At 46.0% G+C, this 14,254-nt stretch carries 13 protein-coding genes; 8 read left to right on the plus strand and 5 right to left on the minus strand.

Annotation, left to right across the window (positions count from 1 at the left end):
• Positions 1-82 precede the first annotated feature (82 nt).
• Positions 83-691, minus strand: coding sequence for a T9SS type A sorting domain-containing protein (locus tag ABS362_RS01365; protein WP_350410318.1), 609 nt, complete (start codon positions 689-691; stop codon positions 83-85).
• Positions 692-1,187: 496 nt separating this feature from the next.
• On the opposite strand from ABS362_RS01365, the gene ABS362_RS01370 reads away from it, so the two are divergent.
• Complete coding sequence (locus ABS362_RS01370) at positions 1,188-2,684, plus strand: T9SS type A sorting domain-containing protein (protein ID WP_350410319.1); 1,497 nt, start codon at positions 1,188-1,190, stop codon at positions 2,682-2,684.
• 83 nt (positions 2,685-2,767) lie between these two features.
• On the opposite strand, the gene ABS362_RS01375 is transcribed toward ABS362_RS01370, so the two are convergent.
• Positions 2,768-3,517, minus strand: coding sequence for a biotin--[acetyl-CoA-carboxylase] ligase (locus ABS362_RS01375; protein WP_350410321.1), 750 nt, complete (start codon positions 3,515-3,517; stop codon positions 2,768-2,770).
• A gap of 49 nt (positions 3,518-3,566) precedes the next feature.
• Here ABS362_RS01375 and rsfS point away from each other — a divergent pair, with 49 nt between their 5' ends.
• From rsfS to ABS362_RS01400, 5 genes are all read left to right on the plus strand, one after another.
• Positions 3,567-3,941 carry a ribosome silencing factor gene (gene rsfS, locus ABS362_RS01380; protein WP_350410323.1) on the plus strand — a complete coding sequence of 125 codons (375 nt, stop codon included), beginning with the start codon at positions 3,567-3,569 and terminating at the stop codon, positions 3,939-3,941.
• 65 nt (positions 3,942-4,006) lie between these two features.
• Positions 4,007-6,142, plus strand: a complete 2,136-nt coding sequence (gene ftsH / locus ABS362_RS01385; RefSeq protein ID WP_350410325.1) for an ATP-dependent zinc metalloprotease FtsH — start codon at positions 4,007-4,009, stop codon at positions 6,140-6,142.
• Between the two features lie 11 nt (positions 6,143-6,153).
• Positions 6,154-6,804, plus strand: a complete 651-nt coding sequence (locus ABS362_RS01390) for a LutC/YkgG family protein (RefSeq protein ID WP_350410326.1) — start codon at positions 6,154-6,156, stop codon at positions 6,802-6,804.
• On the plus strand, positions 6,788-7,558 hold the full coding sequence (locus ABS362_RS01395) for a UDP-2,3-diacylglucosamine diphosphatase (protein WP_350410328.1): 771 nt from the start codon (positions 6,788-6,790) through the stop codon (positions 7,556-7,558). The genes ABS362_RS01390 and ABS362_RS01395 overlap by 17 nt, the downstream gene beginning before the upstream one ends.
• Positions 7,548-8,363, plus strand: coding sequence for a hypothetical protein (locus ABS362_RS01400; RefSeq protein WP_350410329.1), 816 nt, complete (start codon positions 7,548-7,550; stop codon positions 8,361-8,363). Before ABS362_RS01395 ends, ABS362_RS01400 begins: the two co-directional genes overlap by 11 nt.
• A gap of 1 nt (position 8,364) precedes the next feature.
• Here the strand turns inward: ABS362_RS01400 and ABS362_RS01405 are convergent, their stop codons facing one another.
• The 3 genes from ABS362_RS01405 to ABS362_RS01415 form a co-directional block, all read right to left on the minus strand.
• A complete protein-coding gene (locus tag ABS362_RS01405; RefSeq protein ID WP_350410331.1) occupies positions 8,365-8,691 on the minus strand; it encodes a DMT family transporter in 327 nt (108 codons plus the stop codon).
• A gap of 791 nt (positions 8,692-9,482) precedes the next feature.
• Entirely contained in the window at positions 9,483-10,355 is an 873-nt protein-coding gene (locus ABS362_RS01410) for a GNAT family N-acetyltransferase (RefSeq protein ID WP_350410332.1), read from the minus strand.
• Positions 10,356-10,398: 43 nt separating this feature from the next.
• The gene (locus ABS362_RS01415) at positions 10,399-11,823 is read right to left on the minus strand and encodes a lipopolysaccharide biosynthesis protein (RefSeq protein ID WP_350410334.1); all 1,425 of its coding nucleotides are present in this window, start codon (positions 11,821-11,823) and stop codon (positions 10,399-10,401) included.
• Between the two features lie 192 nt (positions 11,824-12,015).
• On the opposite strand from ABS362_RS01415, the gene ABS362_RS01420 reads away from it, so the two are divergent.
• Both ABS362_RS01420 and ABS362_RS01425 read left to right on the plus strand, forming a co-directional pair.
• Positions 12,016-13,647 carry a PSP1 domain-containing protein gene (locus ABS362_RS01420; RefSeq protein WP_350410335.1) on the plus strand — a complete coding sequence of 544 codons (1,632 nt, stop codon included), beginning with the start codon at positions 12,016-12,018 and terminating at the stop codon, positions 13,645-13,647.
• Positions 13,640-14,110: a gliding motility lipoprotein GldH gene (locus ABS362_RS01425; RefSeq protein WP_350410338.1), complete on the plus strand. Its 471-nt coding sequence runs from the start codon at positions 13,640-13,642 to the stop codon at positions 14,108-14,110. Before ABS362_RS01420 ends, ABS362_RS01425 begins: the two co-directional genes overlap by 8 nt.
• Positions 14,111-14,254: the final 144 nt, after the last annotated feature.

Genomic DNA, 14,254 nt, shown 5'->3' on the forward strand with positions numbered 1-14,254 from the left:
TCCAATGCTCCTAAACTCTTTTACTATTACATATAAAAAGCCGACCAAGGGCCGGCTTCGTATAGTATATTGCTGTTTTTAATTACTTCTGCAGGATAAGTCGCTTGGTTTCAACGGTCTTGTCGTTAACAAGCAAACTATAGAAATAAACACCCGATGGGTACGGGCTCATATCCAATGTAATCTCTTTTGCTTCTGTAGATGCCAGGTCTTTTGTAAAAATAACACGGCCTATCGTGTTAGAGATCCTGATCTTATAGTTATCGCCGCCCGACTGTGTAAGAGTTAAGCGGGTGTATCCTTTCGATGGGTTTGGATAAGCGTTGATAGAAGGCACTGTTTTCACATCGCGACCCGGCATAAACGACGCCAGAACAACTGATGCATACAGGCTTTTCTCCGCTTTCGGCACTTCTATATGAAACGATGGCGCTACAGCAGCTGCATAAATCTGGGAGCAGGTGTGGTCTGCATCAGAAGTCACAAACACAGGTCGTGCATTGTGTGCTGATACAACAGGTCCGCTTTTTTTCTCCTGCTTTAGCTTCCAGATCTTGCTGCCATCCTTATACGTTGGCGCAACGCCTGCTTCAGCGCTGTTACTGATAGCGTTCGTTGCCATAGCTGTAAAGCCAAGCAGGTGCGAACTTACCAGTGTTGATATAAATAATATTTTAGTAAAGGTCTTCATATAGGCACTTTGGTTTAACAAGCTCTTGTTTAGCCCGACAAATCAAATATAATGTAAATGCTTGAATATATAAATTTTATATCTGAAAATATGGCGAACATTTTCTAAAAGCGACAGCTTTTCTGCGCTTTCATGCTACTTAATCAAAAACAATGCCTGTTACTGTTCTTAACGCATCATGCTATAGTTTCTCCTGAACCAAACCTGTAAAACCAACCCCTGCACCGATCAATATAAATATAACTATACCAATACCATCAAGCAAAACCATACAATTTTAAAACAAGCTAAAGTTACACCGCCTCACACCTCTATTCACAATAACCTATATATAATACCGGCTATACAGGCTGCATTTAAATAATTTTATAATACTAAATCAAGAACATGATTGCACTGTAGTTATAACTATAGTTTATAGTGCAACTAGGTGAAAACAGTCCCGTTAGAGCAAATATTAAATTTATTTAAGATTACCCTATGAACTAAGATTTACATGAAACCCTATATTTTTTCTTTCCTTATGATCTTTATGGCCTTACAAACGGTAAGCGCCCAGACCGATCAGCAACCATCCGAATGCAGCATTACAGACGGTTGCCTTACCTACAGCCTTAACGGTGCCACCCGGCACGATGAAGATACTTACATCTTATCTTATACCCTTACAGTAAACTGCGACACCCGCCTGGAATACATCGCCTTTGAGCTACCGGAAGGATCTGATGCAGATGAACCTTCCAACTACTTTGCTTCCCAACCGGATTTTAATGTAGAAGACGGAAAAAGCGGCAAGAGCAACAAGATCATAACAGACTATAACGCCATACAATTTACAGCAAAAACACAGACCAACATAAGCAATGGAACAAGCTATACTTTTGAGTACCCGATATCTGTTGAAGACTATAATGCACTTGGTTCGATAAGAGTACAGGCTAAAGTAGCCGACGCAGAACCAAGCAATATAGAATTTAATCACAGAGTTTGCGCTCCTTTAAACCCAATGCCGGAATGCCGCATAGACCGTGGCTCAGCTGTTTTCGGATTTACCGGGGCAACTGACAACGGCGACGGAACTACAGCTCTGCGCTTTGACCTACAAAACAATACCGCAGCAACCGTAAAAAGTGTTGCTATTGAGATACCAGGTGCACCAGCAGGCGTAACTACAGTAAGCAATAACAACGGCAACGCCTACCACGCTAACTATAAATACACGGCTACTTACACCGATGGCATACTACTTTTTGAGGCTCAGAACACAAACGATTACGCAAACGGCAACACAGATTATTTCATCTTCTCGTTACCAACTGCTGCTTATAACCCTGAAGAGAACTTTACCATAAGCCTGGCAACAAACGCCGAAACTATAGTTACAGGTTTTAATACAGTTACTTGTGGAGAAGATTCTCCGATCTCGCCATTGCCTGTAGAGCTGCTTTCGTTTAAAGGCAAAGCAACGCAAAGCGGCATAGAACTGCAATGGGAAACAGCCTCTGAAAGCAACAACGATCGTTTTGAAGTAGAACGCAGCCTGGATGGCAAAACCTTTGATAAAATAGGTTCGGTTGATGGCGCAGGAACTACCAGCACAAAGCAAAAATATAACTACACTGACTACGTGAACCGCGCCGGCATCTTCTATTATCGTCTTCGCCAGGTTGATTTTGACGGTACCGACGACTATAGCAAAACCATAGCGGTGAGACTACAGAGCTTACCTGGCGGCGGAAAGTTTGCCGTTTACCCTAACCCGGCACATGGCAACACAGTTACAGTTTCAGTATTAGGCACAGGCGCTGATGTGAACGGTGGCGTACTACAGATTGTAGACATGAGCGGACGTGTGATGCTGGTACACCAGGTAACAGCCGGAAGCCGCGAAATAGATGTATCGTTACCGGAGCTGCAGTTACCAAAAGGCATGTATGTCGTAAATCTGCTGCAGGGCACCGATAAACAGACCCAGAAACTGATCATACAATAGTAACAGCACTTCATAAGCCTGTCGCATAAAAAAGGGAAGCAACTATAGTTCTTCCCTTTTTTATGCGACAGGCAAACTATAGTTCAGATGATGTAAGTGATCTCTTTAAAACCAAAGAAACGAAGTTCGCCGTCCAGTTGCACACCCAGCCTGCCGTCTTCGTCTACGCCAACTATACAGCCTTCTGTGCGTTTTCCGTCGACTATAAACTGGTGCACTTCCTGGTACCGGTAAAGGGCTTGCAGGTATTCGTACTTTAATTTGGCGTGGCGCGCATTACGCAGTTCCAGGTAACGTTTTTCGAGCAGTTCAAGCAACCTGCTGGTTACTTCCTCCAGGTGTATAGTTGTACCGGTAATGGCAGAAAGCGAAGTGGCCGTATCTACATCAAAATTGAGTTGATTTATATTTAAACCAATCCCGATGATACTGTGTTGTAAAGTGTGGCTATTTATAGAGTTTTCTATTAAAATCCCGCCAAGCTTCTTATCTTTAAAATACAGATCGTTAGGCCACTTAACCCTGGCAGCGGTAGCGCCGTATTCGTGCAGCAGGTCCAGCACAGCAAGCGACACCGCCATGTTAAGGTAAAATTGCTGCCTGACAGGAAGAAAAACAGGTGACAGAATAACAGAAAGTGTGATATTTTTACCCGGCTCAGCCTCCCAGGTATTGCCCCGTTGGCCACGCCCTTTTGTTTGTTCTGAGGTAAGTACCGTACAGCCCTCTGTGGCTTTATTTTTGATAAGAAGCTGTTGGGCCTCGGAGTTGGTTGATTCACAAACCGGCAGATAGTAGAGCTGCTGGCCTACAAACAGCGTATTAGGCAACATAATTTCGACAAAATTTAATATTTTTGTAGTTCAAATTTAATCAGCACAAATGAAAGATAGTAAGATTGAGGCTAATTCAGACATATTGGCAGAGCTTGTAGTAAAAGGTATGCAGGAAAAAAAGGCAGCCGATATTGTCGTAATGAACCTTAAATCACTTAAGAATGCCGTTTCAGACTACTTTATCATAGCATCCGCAAACTCTGATACTCAACTGGACGCTATTGCAAGTGCAATAGAAGAAGAGGTTTTTAAAGCAACAAAACAGAACCCGTGGCAGAGCGAAGGCCGCACTAACAAAGAGTGGGTACTGCTGGACTATGTAGATGTTGTTGCACACATTTTCCTGAAAGACAAACGCGAGTTCTACGCACTCGAAGAATTATGGGGCGATGCCCGCATTCAGTACGTAGAATCAGTTTAACTAACCCCGGGCTGGTAAAACATTTTACACAGGCCGGTGTTCTTCAAATATCTGATAATTAAACCATGGCAGAAAAGAATAATAAAGGCAATAACAACAAAAAGAAGAAGCCTCTGATCCCGACAACGCCGCCGCGCCCTACCATGCAGTTATGGATGCTCGCCGTGCTTATACTCGTGATCTTCGGGCTGACCTACCTTAACAGGAGCAATTCGTCTGTAGAAACATCGCAGAAAGAGTTTGAAGAAATGCTTTTAAGTGGCGATGTAAGTAAACTGGCTATAGTTAATAATAAAACTGTAGAGGTATACCTGAAAGATGAAGCACTTGAAAACGAAAAGTATAAGCAGGAGCTGTCTGACCGTGGTTCGTTAACGGTAGACAAAGGCCCCCAATACCATTTCCAGATCATCTCTCCTGAGATATTTAACGACGACCTTACAGAGATACAGAAAGACCTGCCACGTGAGCAGCATGTTCCGGTTTACCCTGAAGAGCGTACCGGTTTCATGGATTTCTTCGCAACATGGGGTTTCCTGATACTATTACTGTTTGGTTTCTGGTTCCTGATGCGCCGCGTTACAGCTGGTGGCTCTGGTGGGCAGATATTTAACATAGGCAAATCTAAAGCTGCCCTATTTGATGCTGAGAACAAGGTAAAGATAACGTTTAAAGATGTTGCCGGCCTTGAGGAAGCTAAAGAAGAAGTGCAGGAGATAGTAGAGTTCCTGAAGAACCCAAGCAAGTTTACGGTACTAGGTGGTAAAATACCGAAAGGTGCGTTGCTTGTAGGCCCTCCGGGCACTGGTAAAACCTTATTGGCGAAAGCTGTTGCCGGCGAAGCCGATGTTCCGTTCTTCTCGCTTTCAGGTTCTGACTTTGTGGAGATGTTCGTAGGTGTGGGTGCTGCCCGTGTCCGCGACCTTTTCAAACAAGCAAAAGCTAAAGCACCTTGTATCATCTTTATTGATGAGATCGATGCGATTGGTCGTCATCGTAGCCGTGGCCAGGTGCCTGGTGGTAACGATGAGCGTGAGAACACCCTGAACTCCCTGCTTGTGGAGATGGATGGTTTCGCGACTGACTCAGGTGTAATTATACTTGCTGCTACCAACCGCCCTGATACTCTGGACTCAGCTTTACTTCGCCCGGGCCGTTTTGACCGCCAGGTAAGTATTGATAAGCCGGATATTAACGGCCGTACCGAGATATTTGATGTACACTTAAAGCCGCTTACACTTGCCCCTGATGTGGACGCAAGAAAGTTAGCCGCTCAGACCCCTGGTTTTGCCGGTGCCGAAATAGCAAACGTTTGTAACGAAGCTGCCCTAATCGCTGCACGTCGCAATAAAAAGGCTGTAGAAATGCAGGACTTTAACGATGCCGTTGACCGTGTAATTGGTGGTTTAGAGAAGAAAAACAAGATCATCTCTCCGGGAGAAAAGAAAATTGTTGCTTATCATGAGGCTGGTCACGCAATTGCAGGATGGTTCCTGGAGCATACTGATCCGTTGGTAAAAGTAAGTATAGTTCCGCGTGGTGTTGCTGCGTTGGGTTATGCCCAGTATTTGCCAAAAGAGCAGTTCCTGTATACTACCGAGCAGTTGATTGATGAGATGTGTATGGCCTTAGGTGGTCGTGCAGCTGAAGACATCGTGTTCGGCAAGATATCGACCGGTGCCCTGAGCGACCTGGAGCGTATTACCAAAATGGCTTATAGTATTGTAACCATGTATGGTATGAACGAGAAAATAGGAAACGTTTCGTTCTACGATTCGAAGCAGTCTGATATGACCTTTAACAAGCCTTACTCAGAAGCAACTGCCGAAACTATAGATAACGAAGTTCGCATCATCATTGATTCTGCTTACCAGCGTACAAAAGCGTTACTGGTAGAAAAACGTGATAAACTGGAGATCATCGCTAAAGAACTTCTTGATAAGGAGATTCTATTCCAGAGTGACCTGGAGCGTTTGGTTGGGCCACGTCCGTTTGAAGCGTTAACTACCTACCAGGCTCACACAGCAGGTACAGACAGAAGCCAGACCAAGAGCGAAGTAGAACAGAATCATCCTGTTGAGTTTGACGATACAAATAATACTGCTCCGCAGGAAAATGAAGTGAACGGTACTCCGTTAAATAACGTAAACGGCCACTCCACTGCTGAGCAGGAGGATAACATTAATTCCAGAACAGCTTGATTTAACCAGGCATGTACGAAGCTAAAACCAAAGAAATAGTTCTAAGAAGAGTAAGAGAGGCGCTGGCTAAGCCAGCGCCTTTTCTGCCTCCTACCCCTGATTTCACCTCACCCCTTCACCACGCCAACACCGATGACATGTCGGTTATTTTTGTGGAGAATTTCCTGAAGAACAGCGGTGCCTTTTTCTATTGCGAAACCGAAGAAGATTTTTTCGATCAGCTATATAAATTTAAGCACGAGCAGAACATACAGCACCTGTATGTTTGGGAAGCTGTTCTGCAAAAGGCCTTGTATCATGCAGGTATAGAGTTCACAGATTCGGAACAGGATTTCCTGGGTAAAGCCGAAGCAAGCCTTACAACCTGCGAAGCACTTATAACCCGTACCGGAAGCATTCTGATCAGTTCGGCAAATGCAGGGGGCAGGCGCTTAACTGTTTATCCCGAGATACATATTGTAATTGCAAAGGCCAGCCAGCTTGTGCCGGATATTAAAGATGGCCTGCAGCACGTTCGCAATAAGTATAAAGAAAACTTCCCATCGATGGTGAGCCTGGTAAGTGGACCAAGCCGTACTGCCGATATTGAAAAAACGCTGGTAATGGGTGCTCATGGCCCTAAGCAACTCGTACTTTTCCTGATAGATGACCTTTCGCATTGATCAACTGGCACCCGGTAAAAAAGTATACTTTGCGTCTGATTTCCATTTGGGTGTGCCCGATGCCGCAACCAGCAAAGCGCGCGAACTTAAAATTGTGCGCTGGCTTGATGAGGTAAAACACGATGCCGCTGCCATACTATTGCTGGGAGATATTTTTGACTTCTGGTTCGAGTACCGCCATACTATACCTAAAGGCTTTATCAGGTTGCAGGGTAAGCTTGCAGAGATAACTGACTCAGGAATTCCGGTACTTTTTTTCACGGGGAACCATGATATGTGGATGTTCGATTACTTCCCGACAGAACTGAACATACCTGTACTTCGTGAGCCGATCTCTACAACTATAAACGGCCATACCTTTTACATTGGCCACGGCGATGGTTTAGGTCCCGGTGACCATACTTACAAGATCATCAAAAAAGTGTTTGCCAACAAAGCCTGCCAGTGGGCATTTGCACGCATCCATCCTAACTTAGGAATTGGTATTGCCAACATGTGGTCACGCAGGAGCCGTATCAGCAATGTTGAAAAGGATGAGGCTTTTTTAGGTGAAGATGAGTGGCTGCTGCAATATTGCCGCGAAGTAGAAACAGAAAAGCATCACGACTACTATATTTTCGGACATCGCCATTTACCGCTTGACTTGCCTATTGGTGACAGAAGCCGCTATGTGAATTTAGGAGAGTGGGTCAATTTTTGCTCGTATGGCGTATACGATGGCACGAACCTAACCCTGAAGCATTTTGAAGCTTAACACAACTACAGTTTTACTTTGCCTGCTGCTTTTAACAGCAACAACGTTGCTTGCACAACAACCGGAGGCAACGTATATCCGAACTATAGCGGTAGGGTCATCAACTGCCATTTCAACAGACCGAAGCGGTTCGGTTTACCTGTTAAACCCAAGGCGCAACATCGTGCAACTCGATTCGCTGGGCCGGCTGGTAACACTGTTCTCCCCAACAAACAACGCAAGGGTTACAACGATAGATGCCTGGAACCCGATGAAGGTGCTGGCTTTTTATGCTGACCGACAGGAGTTGCTTTTGCTTGACCGGTTCTTAACGCCGATCACAAGTGTAGCCTTAGCTGATTTTGAAATAAACAACACGGTAAAAGCTGCCGCGCTCTCTTCTGATGACGGGTTCTGGCTTTTTGACGAAACTGATTTCAAACTTAGCAAACTGGATTTACGCCTGCGAAAGGTAACTATAGAAACTCCCCTGAACTTAGTATTAGACCGCAACAAGTTTGATATACGGATGCTGCGCGAATACCAGAACCAAGTGTATCTGCTGGACTATAACAGCGGGATTTATGTGTTTGATAACCTGGGTAACTATAAGCAGAAGCTACCGATAACAGGCGTATCACATATCGGGTTTTTGAACAACGAGCTCTATTATGTGAAGGAAGGCAGCCTACACCTTTATGATCTGTACAAGCACCAGGAACAAACTATAGCCTTCCCGAAAGACAAGAACTATACAACTGCACTTGCTACCAAAAACCGTTTATACTTATTCTCTGGTAAAGCTGCGGACGTTTATAGTTGGTAAATTATTTTACTTCTCCTGAGAACACCTTCAGCCCTACTACGCCGGCTACTATCATCAGAATACAAAGAATACGCACCAGGTCGCGGGGCTCGTTTAAGAACACAATACCTAAAATAGCTGAGCCTGCAGCACCAATTCCTGTCCAGATACCATAAGCAGTTCCCAAGGGTAAAGTCTTCATCGCCTGCGAGAGCAGCACAAAGCTCAAGATCATTCCGGCCACTGTAATTATGCTTACAACAGGCTTTGTAAAACCTTCGCTGTATTTCAGCCCGTACGCCCAACCAATCTCACAAATACCAGCCAAAATAAGGTAAACCCACGCCATAGTTCGTTTTTATAGTTTGTACAAAGGTAGCATTTTCATTCTGCAGGCCAATTGGGTTGCTCATTGTTGATTGTATGATCCTGAGCGAAGCCGAGAGTCGAAGACAGCCCGCCAAGCCGAGAAATCTTATTTATCCTATAGCTTTTCTTGTCATCCCGAGCGTTAGTCGAGGGGTCTTAATTGTCTTATAGTTCGTTATTTGTCATTTCGACGCAGTGAGAATTCTGAGTTCTATAGTTTGATTCCTTTCCAACCTGAACCAAGCTATCCTTTCAAACTACCTCCAATCCTGGGAGCTCAACAAACCCATAGTTTCATCTTTAGCTTTGGTGCCCTCACGGCCGGGAGGCCCCGTCTTTGGGCATCGCGCTGTGCGAATCTCTTTTGCTCGTGCCTCGCAATGCCTAACGGCACCAGATATTCACAAGGCGCTCAACCCAAAGACTGATATCTTTCGCATAGCAACCACCTATCTATAGTATGACAGGCAAGCTTCGACTTTTATCGTGGTTGTAGTTCCGTAGGGACAGGTCACGACCTGTCCACTCGACAGGCTGCAACTATAGAACTATAACTCCAACTATAGCGACGGCAGAAAGTCCCCCTTTGAAGGGGGCGAAGGGGGATGTTAAACCGTCCCAGATCTCTCAGATTGTTCGAGATGACAAAATGAAGAGCAGAAAAGCTCCCCGCCTTAGACTACCGAGAAGAGAGTTCGAAAGTAGCAAGCGTAGATATGAGAAGTTGGGGGTGCTTGTACTTTAGCAACGATAACACTCCTGCCAATCTTTTCACACCAACGGCATCAGCATTTCGTACTGCCCCAGGAACCTGTTAAAATGTCGCCGCTTCAGGAAAGCTTTAAAATCAACAGCTGCCGTATCGATATTAATGAACATGAGTGCCGGAGCTATAGTTTGCTGCATTACTTCTTTCAGAAGCGCTTTGCCTATTCCTCTTCCACGCCTATCAGGCATTACGGCAAGCTGAAGAACGGCGCCATTCTTAGGCAGAAACACAACATACCCTACCAGTTCATGGCTTGTATCTCTCGCTTCCAGAATAACTTTTTCGTCGGGTGTATTTTTGATGGCAGCAGGAGTGTTTTGCCAGGTTGGTTGTACATCCCAGAAATGCTGGTAAGTATTCCAGTCAGGTTTGCTTACCGGTAAAATGGCAATATCGTCCGGTTCATCGCCGTGCAGCAACAGTTCATCTTTTGTAGCCCTGAAACAGTCGAGCGCCCGGGTAAAGGTCAGTCCTATAGCTTTATAGGATTTGATGGCCGGTTCGTTTTCCTGTATCACTTCCAGCAGGCATTGCTCCACTCCACTTTGCCGCAGTTTTGGTAAAAGGTACGCATACATTTTTCGGGTTAACTGATGACCTCTATGCTCCGGCAGCACGCCTGTACCTGCGTTGTAAGCAGTTGGTTTGCCATTAAATTCGCCGAGGCCGGTAAGTATAAATCCTACCATTTTAGTCGCCTCAAAAGCTGCCACACAAAAAGCCGGATCTATACTTTCGCGTTTCAGTTTTGTTTTAAACTGCTCTTCGGTAAGCTGTATCGGCACATAATAATCTGCAAACGCTTTCAGAAAAACCTGGTGTAGTTCCGGCATCTCCTGTGCCGTAAGGTAAGAGAAAGTATAGGTAGATTCCATAGTTCTATAGTTGGTAAGGTAGAGTTGGCGGTGCGTGAAAAACTTATAGTTGTAATTTCAGATTCCGGCGGTAAATAACAGCTGCAACTATAGCTCCTGCTCCTAAAACTGCTGTAACTATAACTTTAACCATTATGGCCACTGTAGCCAGTTTGTAAACTATAAATAACAGCAAAACCGTTAGCGCCAGCCACACCATAGGGTAATACGGCACCAGCGACGAATCTTTGTAAGCTTTCATGTAAAATCCGGAATAGCCCATGTACATAAGCGCTGCAAAAGTAGTGTAGGCCGCCGCCTGGTAGCCAAATATCGGAACAAGTATAAAATTAAGTAACACGTTTCCCACGCCGGCCACCACCGAGAGCCGCCATAGTTTGTTGGTATGCTCGCGGTAAGTAAGTGTATTCATCACGGCCAGGTACATCGGTCTATAGTTATACCCCATCAGGATAATGATCGCCAACGGGTACGCCTGCTGCAGTGCTTCGTTTTTTATCAGAACTATAAATATCTCCCGCATCCAGAGGCTGCCCAAGGTAGTAGCGAATAAAAACAAGGCCAGTAGCGCAAATGTCAGATGCCGGACCTGCAACGCTGCTGTTTTATCTTTTTGCTGGGCAAGGTAGGTAAGGTAAAAAGGAGATGCAGCCTGCGTAATGGCCATGGATGCCAGCAAAAAATACGTCCCGAAACTCGACGCAACATTGTATAAACCGATACGCTGTACCGGCACACGCAATATATCCAGCACCAGCCTATCCGAAGTATCCAGCATAAAATTGGCAAGGTTGTGCGGTATTACCGGCAACGATATCCGCAACGATTGTTTTATCCGGCTCCACTTAAAATTAAAGATCGGCCAGAGCTTCAGCTGCACATACACATGATAACTATTCAGCAGAAACCCGATGCCTACTGATATAAAACCGGCATAGAACCACCCCCTGAACCCAAGCCCAAGGTAAGCGATGGTATAGATATTCAAGGCAACGCCGATAGTACCAACTATAAACGAGCGAAAGGCAAGCGGCAAAGGCTTCTGCGATAACTGGAAGTAGATGTTACTCTGCAATTCCGTCATGGTAAACAGCATGATCGGCAACCCGGCAAGCAACGCAATTTCCAGCCGATGCGCAGCGCCCTCCTCCGGAACCAGAAAATACAGCGCAACTATAACCAGCGAGCCATAAACCAGCGACCATAACGTTACAAACCCATTCAATTGGCGCCAAACCCAGGGGTAGCGCTGCGGCTGCCGGGCAAAACTGTTCATCATTACCACCGACAGGCCCAACGTAAGCAGCATAGTAAAAATCGAGACGTATGCTGTAACGATACCGGCCACGCCATAATCGGCGGGCGTAAGGTAGCGGGTAATGATCGGGAGTGCCAGTACGCCAGCCAACCGTGGAGCCTGGGCCGCCAAACCATAAATTACCGCATGTGACAGTAGTTTCCGAAGCATTGCTTAAAATTATAGTTTAAATTTCAGCAATAAGCATGTAGCCAGCATTTTTGTAATGCGTATCAGGTTTGTTGCAGGGCAGCAGCAGGCACATTTCATGGACCGCTACAGCATTAGCACAAAAAATTAGTATATTTGTTAATTACCAGAATAGAAAACAAGGATTAACATAGCTATATAAGGAGATTAAAAGTGGGTTGTAATTCATGTTCCAGTGGCGGATGCGGTACCAAAAAAACCAGTGCTGACGGCACAGAGGTTGTTGGTGGCTGCAAAAGCAACGGCGGCTGCAGCACAGGAGGCTGTAACCGTTTGAACGTGTTCGACTGGCTCAGCGATATGGAAATTCCCGTTTCGTTTGAGGAGTTTGACATCGTAGAGATAAGATTTAAGGGAGGCCGCAAGGACTTCTATCGTAATACCAACAGATTAGATTTAACTACTGGCGATGCCGTGGTAGTAGATGTACCAAACGGTCATCACATTGGGTTTGTGTCGCTTAAAGGTGAGCTCGTACGCCTGCAGATGCTGAAGAAGAAAGTTGACAACAACGAAGAGATCCGCAGCATTTACCGCATTGCCACCGAGCAGGACATGGAGAAATTCAACGAAGTCCGTGACCTGGAAGGTGGTGCCATGTACCGCTCGCGCGAGATAATTCAGCAGCTGCATCTGCGCATGAAACTATCGGATGTGGAGTACCAGGCTGACCGAAGCAAGGCGACTTTCTACTACTCTGCCGACGACCGCGTTGACTTCAGGGATCTGATCAAAAAGCTGGCTGAAGAGTTTAAAGTGCGTATCGAGATGCGCCAGATAAGCCTCCGCCACGAGGCTGGCCGCTTAGGTGGCATTGGCTCGTGTGGCCGCGAACTATGCTGCTCTACCTGGCTTACCGATTTTAAAAGCGTATCAACTACAGCAGCGCGTTACCAGAACCTTTCGCTTAACCCAAGTAAACTTTCGGGGCAGTGTGGCCGCCTGAAGTGCTGCCTGAACTATGAGCTGGAAACCTACATGGAAGCGCTGAAGGATATCCCGACTGTAAACCGCTCCTTGCAGACACAAAACGGAGAAGCCTTTCTGCAGAAGACTGATATCTTTAAAAAGATGATGTGGTTTGGGTTTAAAGGGGACAATAACTGGTACCCGGTGCCGGTAGCACGTGTGCAGGAAATACTGGACCTGAATGCCAAAGGTATAGCCGTAGACTCGCTCACGAAAGAAGTAGTAGAAGAGCCGAAACAGAACGAGTTTGTAGCGCAGGTAGAAGGTAACCTGGAACGACTCGACGATAAGTATAAGGCCAAAAAGAAAAAGAAGAAGAAAAAGAAAGGCGCATTTGGCGAAACTGCAGTAGCAGAAGCTGCTCCGATGCAGGGCCCCGAAAGAAAGCCGAGATCGGAAATGGAGCCACGCGAAGGCGAACAACGCCGCAACCGCAGCCCACGCCCGGATAACCGAAACCGTACCCGCGAAGGTGCCCCTGAAAACCGGGAGCCGCGCGCTGAACGCGATAACCGTGAGCCAAGAGCACCACGCGAAGGCAACCGCCCTGAACAGGCAAACCGCGAACGTGGCAACCGTGAACGTGGCGAGCGTGAACGTGGCGAGCGCAAAGAGCGGGAAGGTATTCGTGGCGAACGTGATAACCGGCCAAAACCAAACCGTGAGCCAAGAGCACCACGCGAAGGCGGTGAAAGACCGCCACAGGCGCAGGCACAGCAACCGGGGCAGGAAGGCCAGCATCCTAAAAAGCATCGTTCCAGAAAGCCGTTCCGGGGTAAAAGACCGGATCAGAATAAACCAGACGCCAATGTATAAAACCCTTGTATGCTGGGCAGCAGCTTTTTTATTGCTGCTCTCCTCCTGCGACCCGGGGCGTGTTTATGAGCAAAACATCGATCTGCCGGAAAATAACTGGGCTATAGATAACGCGCCTGTATTTGAGTTTGAGGTAAAAGACACGACACAGAAGCATAACGTTTTCGTGAACCTGCGCTATAACCTGGAGTACGATTTTTATAACCTGTACCTGCAGCACGAGCTCATCGGGCCAGATGGAAAACAGTTATCCAAAAAGCTACACGAAATACTGCTGATGGATGCTAAAACAGGCAAGCCGCTTGGCAAAGGATCATCGGACACGTTTGATCTGCAGCAGGTTATACTGAGTGATATCACCTTTCCGAAGGCTGGTACTTACAAACTTAAAGTAACGCAGTACATGCGCCGCGACCCGCTGCCACACATACAGGCCGTAGGTATAAGAGTAGCTACCAAGTAAAATTAGTTTATAGTTTCAGAAAGTCCCCGGTGCAGCATTGGCCTGTACCGGGGACTTTGTTTTTATGATTTAATCAAAATTGCACTTGCTGCGTAGTATACCTCACAATACTATAGTTTATCTATAAAAAGCACGAAAAACCTA

This window comes from Pontibacter populi (assembly GCF_040278685.1).
In the GTDB taxonomy this organism is placed as follows: domain Bacteria; phylum Bacteroidota; class Bacteroidia; order Cytophagales; family Hymenobacteraceae; genus Pontibacter; species Pontibacter populi.

What these genes read in the sequence shown, in the direction of transcription:
- ftsH (WP_350410325.1), top strand. Translation starts at nt 4,007, where the DNA reads ATGGCAGAAAAGAATAATAAAGGCAATAACAACAAAAAGAAGAAGCCT.
- ABS362_RS01365 (WP_350410318.1), bottom strand. Translation starts at nt 691, where the DNA reads ATGAAGACCTTTACTAAAATATTATTTATATCAACACTGGTAAGTTCG.
- ABS362_RS01410 (WP_350410332.1), bottom strand. Translation starts at nt 10,355, where the DNA reads ATGGAATCTACCTATACTTTCTCTTACCTTACGGCACAGGAGATGCCG.
- ABS362_RS01390 (WP_350410326.1), top strand. Translation starts at nt 6,154, where the DNA reads ATGTACGAAGCTAAAACCAAAGAAATAGTTCTAAGAAGAGTAAGAGAG.
- ABS362_RS01375 (WP_350410321.1), bottom strand. Translation starts at nt 3,517, where the DNA reads ATGTTGCCTAATACGCTGTTTGTAGGCCAGCAGCTCTACTATCTGCCG.
- ABS362_RS01405 (WP_350410331.1), bottom strand. Translation starts at nt 8,691, where the DNA reads ATGGCGTGGGTTTACCTTATTTTGGCTGGTATTTGTGAGATTGGTTGG.
- ABS362_RS01415 (WP_350410334.1), bottom strand. Translation starts at nt 11,823, where the DNA reads ATGCTTCGGAAACTACTGTCACATGCGGTAATTTATGGTTTGGCGGCC.
- ABS362_RS01370 (WP_350410319.1), top strand. Translation starts at nt 1,188, where the DNA reads ATGAAACCCTATATTTTTTCTTTCCTTATGATCTTTATGGCCTTACAA.
- ABS362_RS01395 (WP_350410328.1), top strand. Translation starts at nt 6,788, where the DNA reads ATGACCTTTCGCATTGATCAACTGGCACCCGGTAAAAAAGTATACTTT.
- ABS362_RS01425 (WP_350410338.1), top strand. Translation starts at nt 13,640, where the DNA reads ATGTATAAAACCCTTGTATGCTGGGCAGCAGCTTTTTTATTGCTGCTC.
- rsfS (WP_350410323.1), top strand. Translation starts at nt 3,567, where the DNA reads ATGAAAGATAGTAAGATTGAGGCTAATTCAGACATATTGGCAGAGCTT.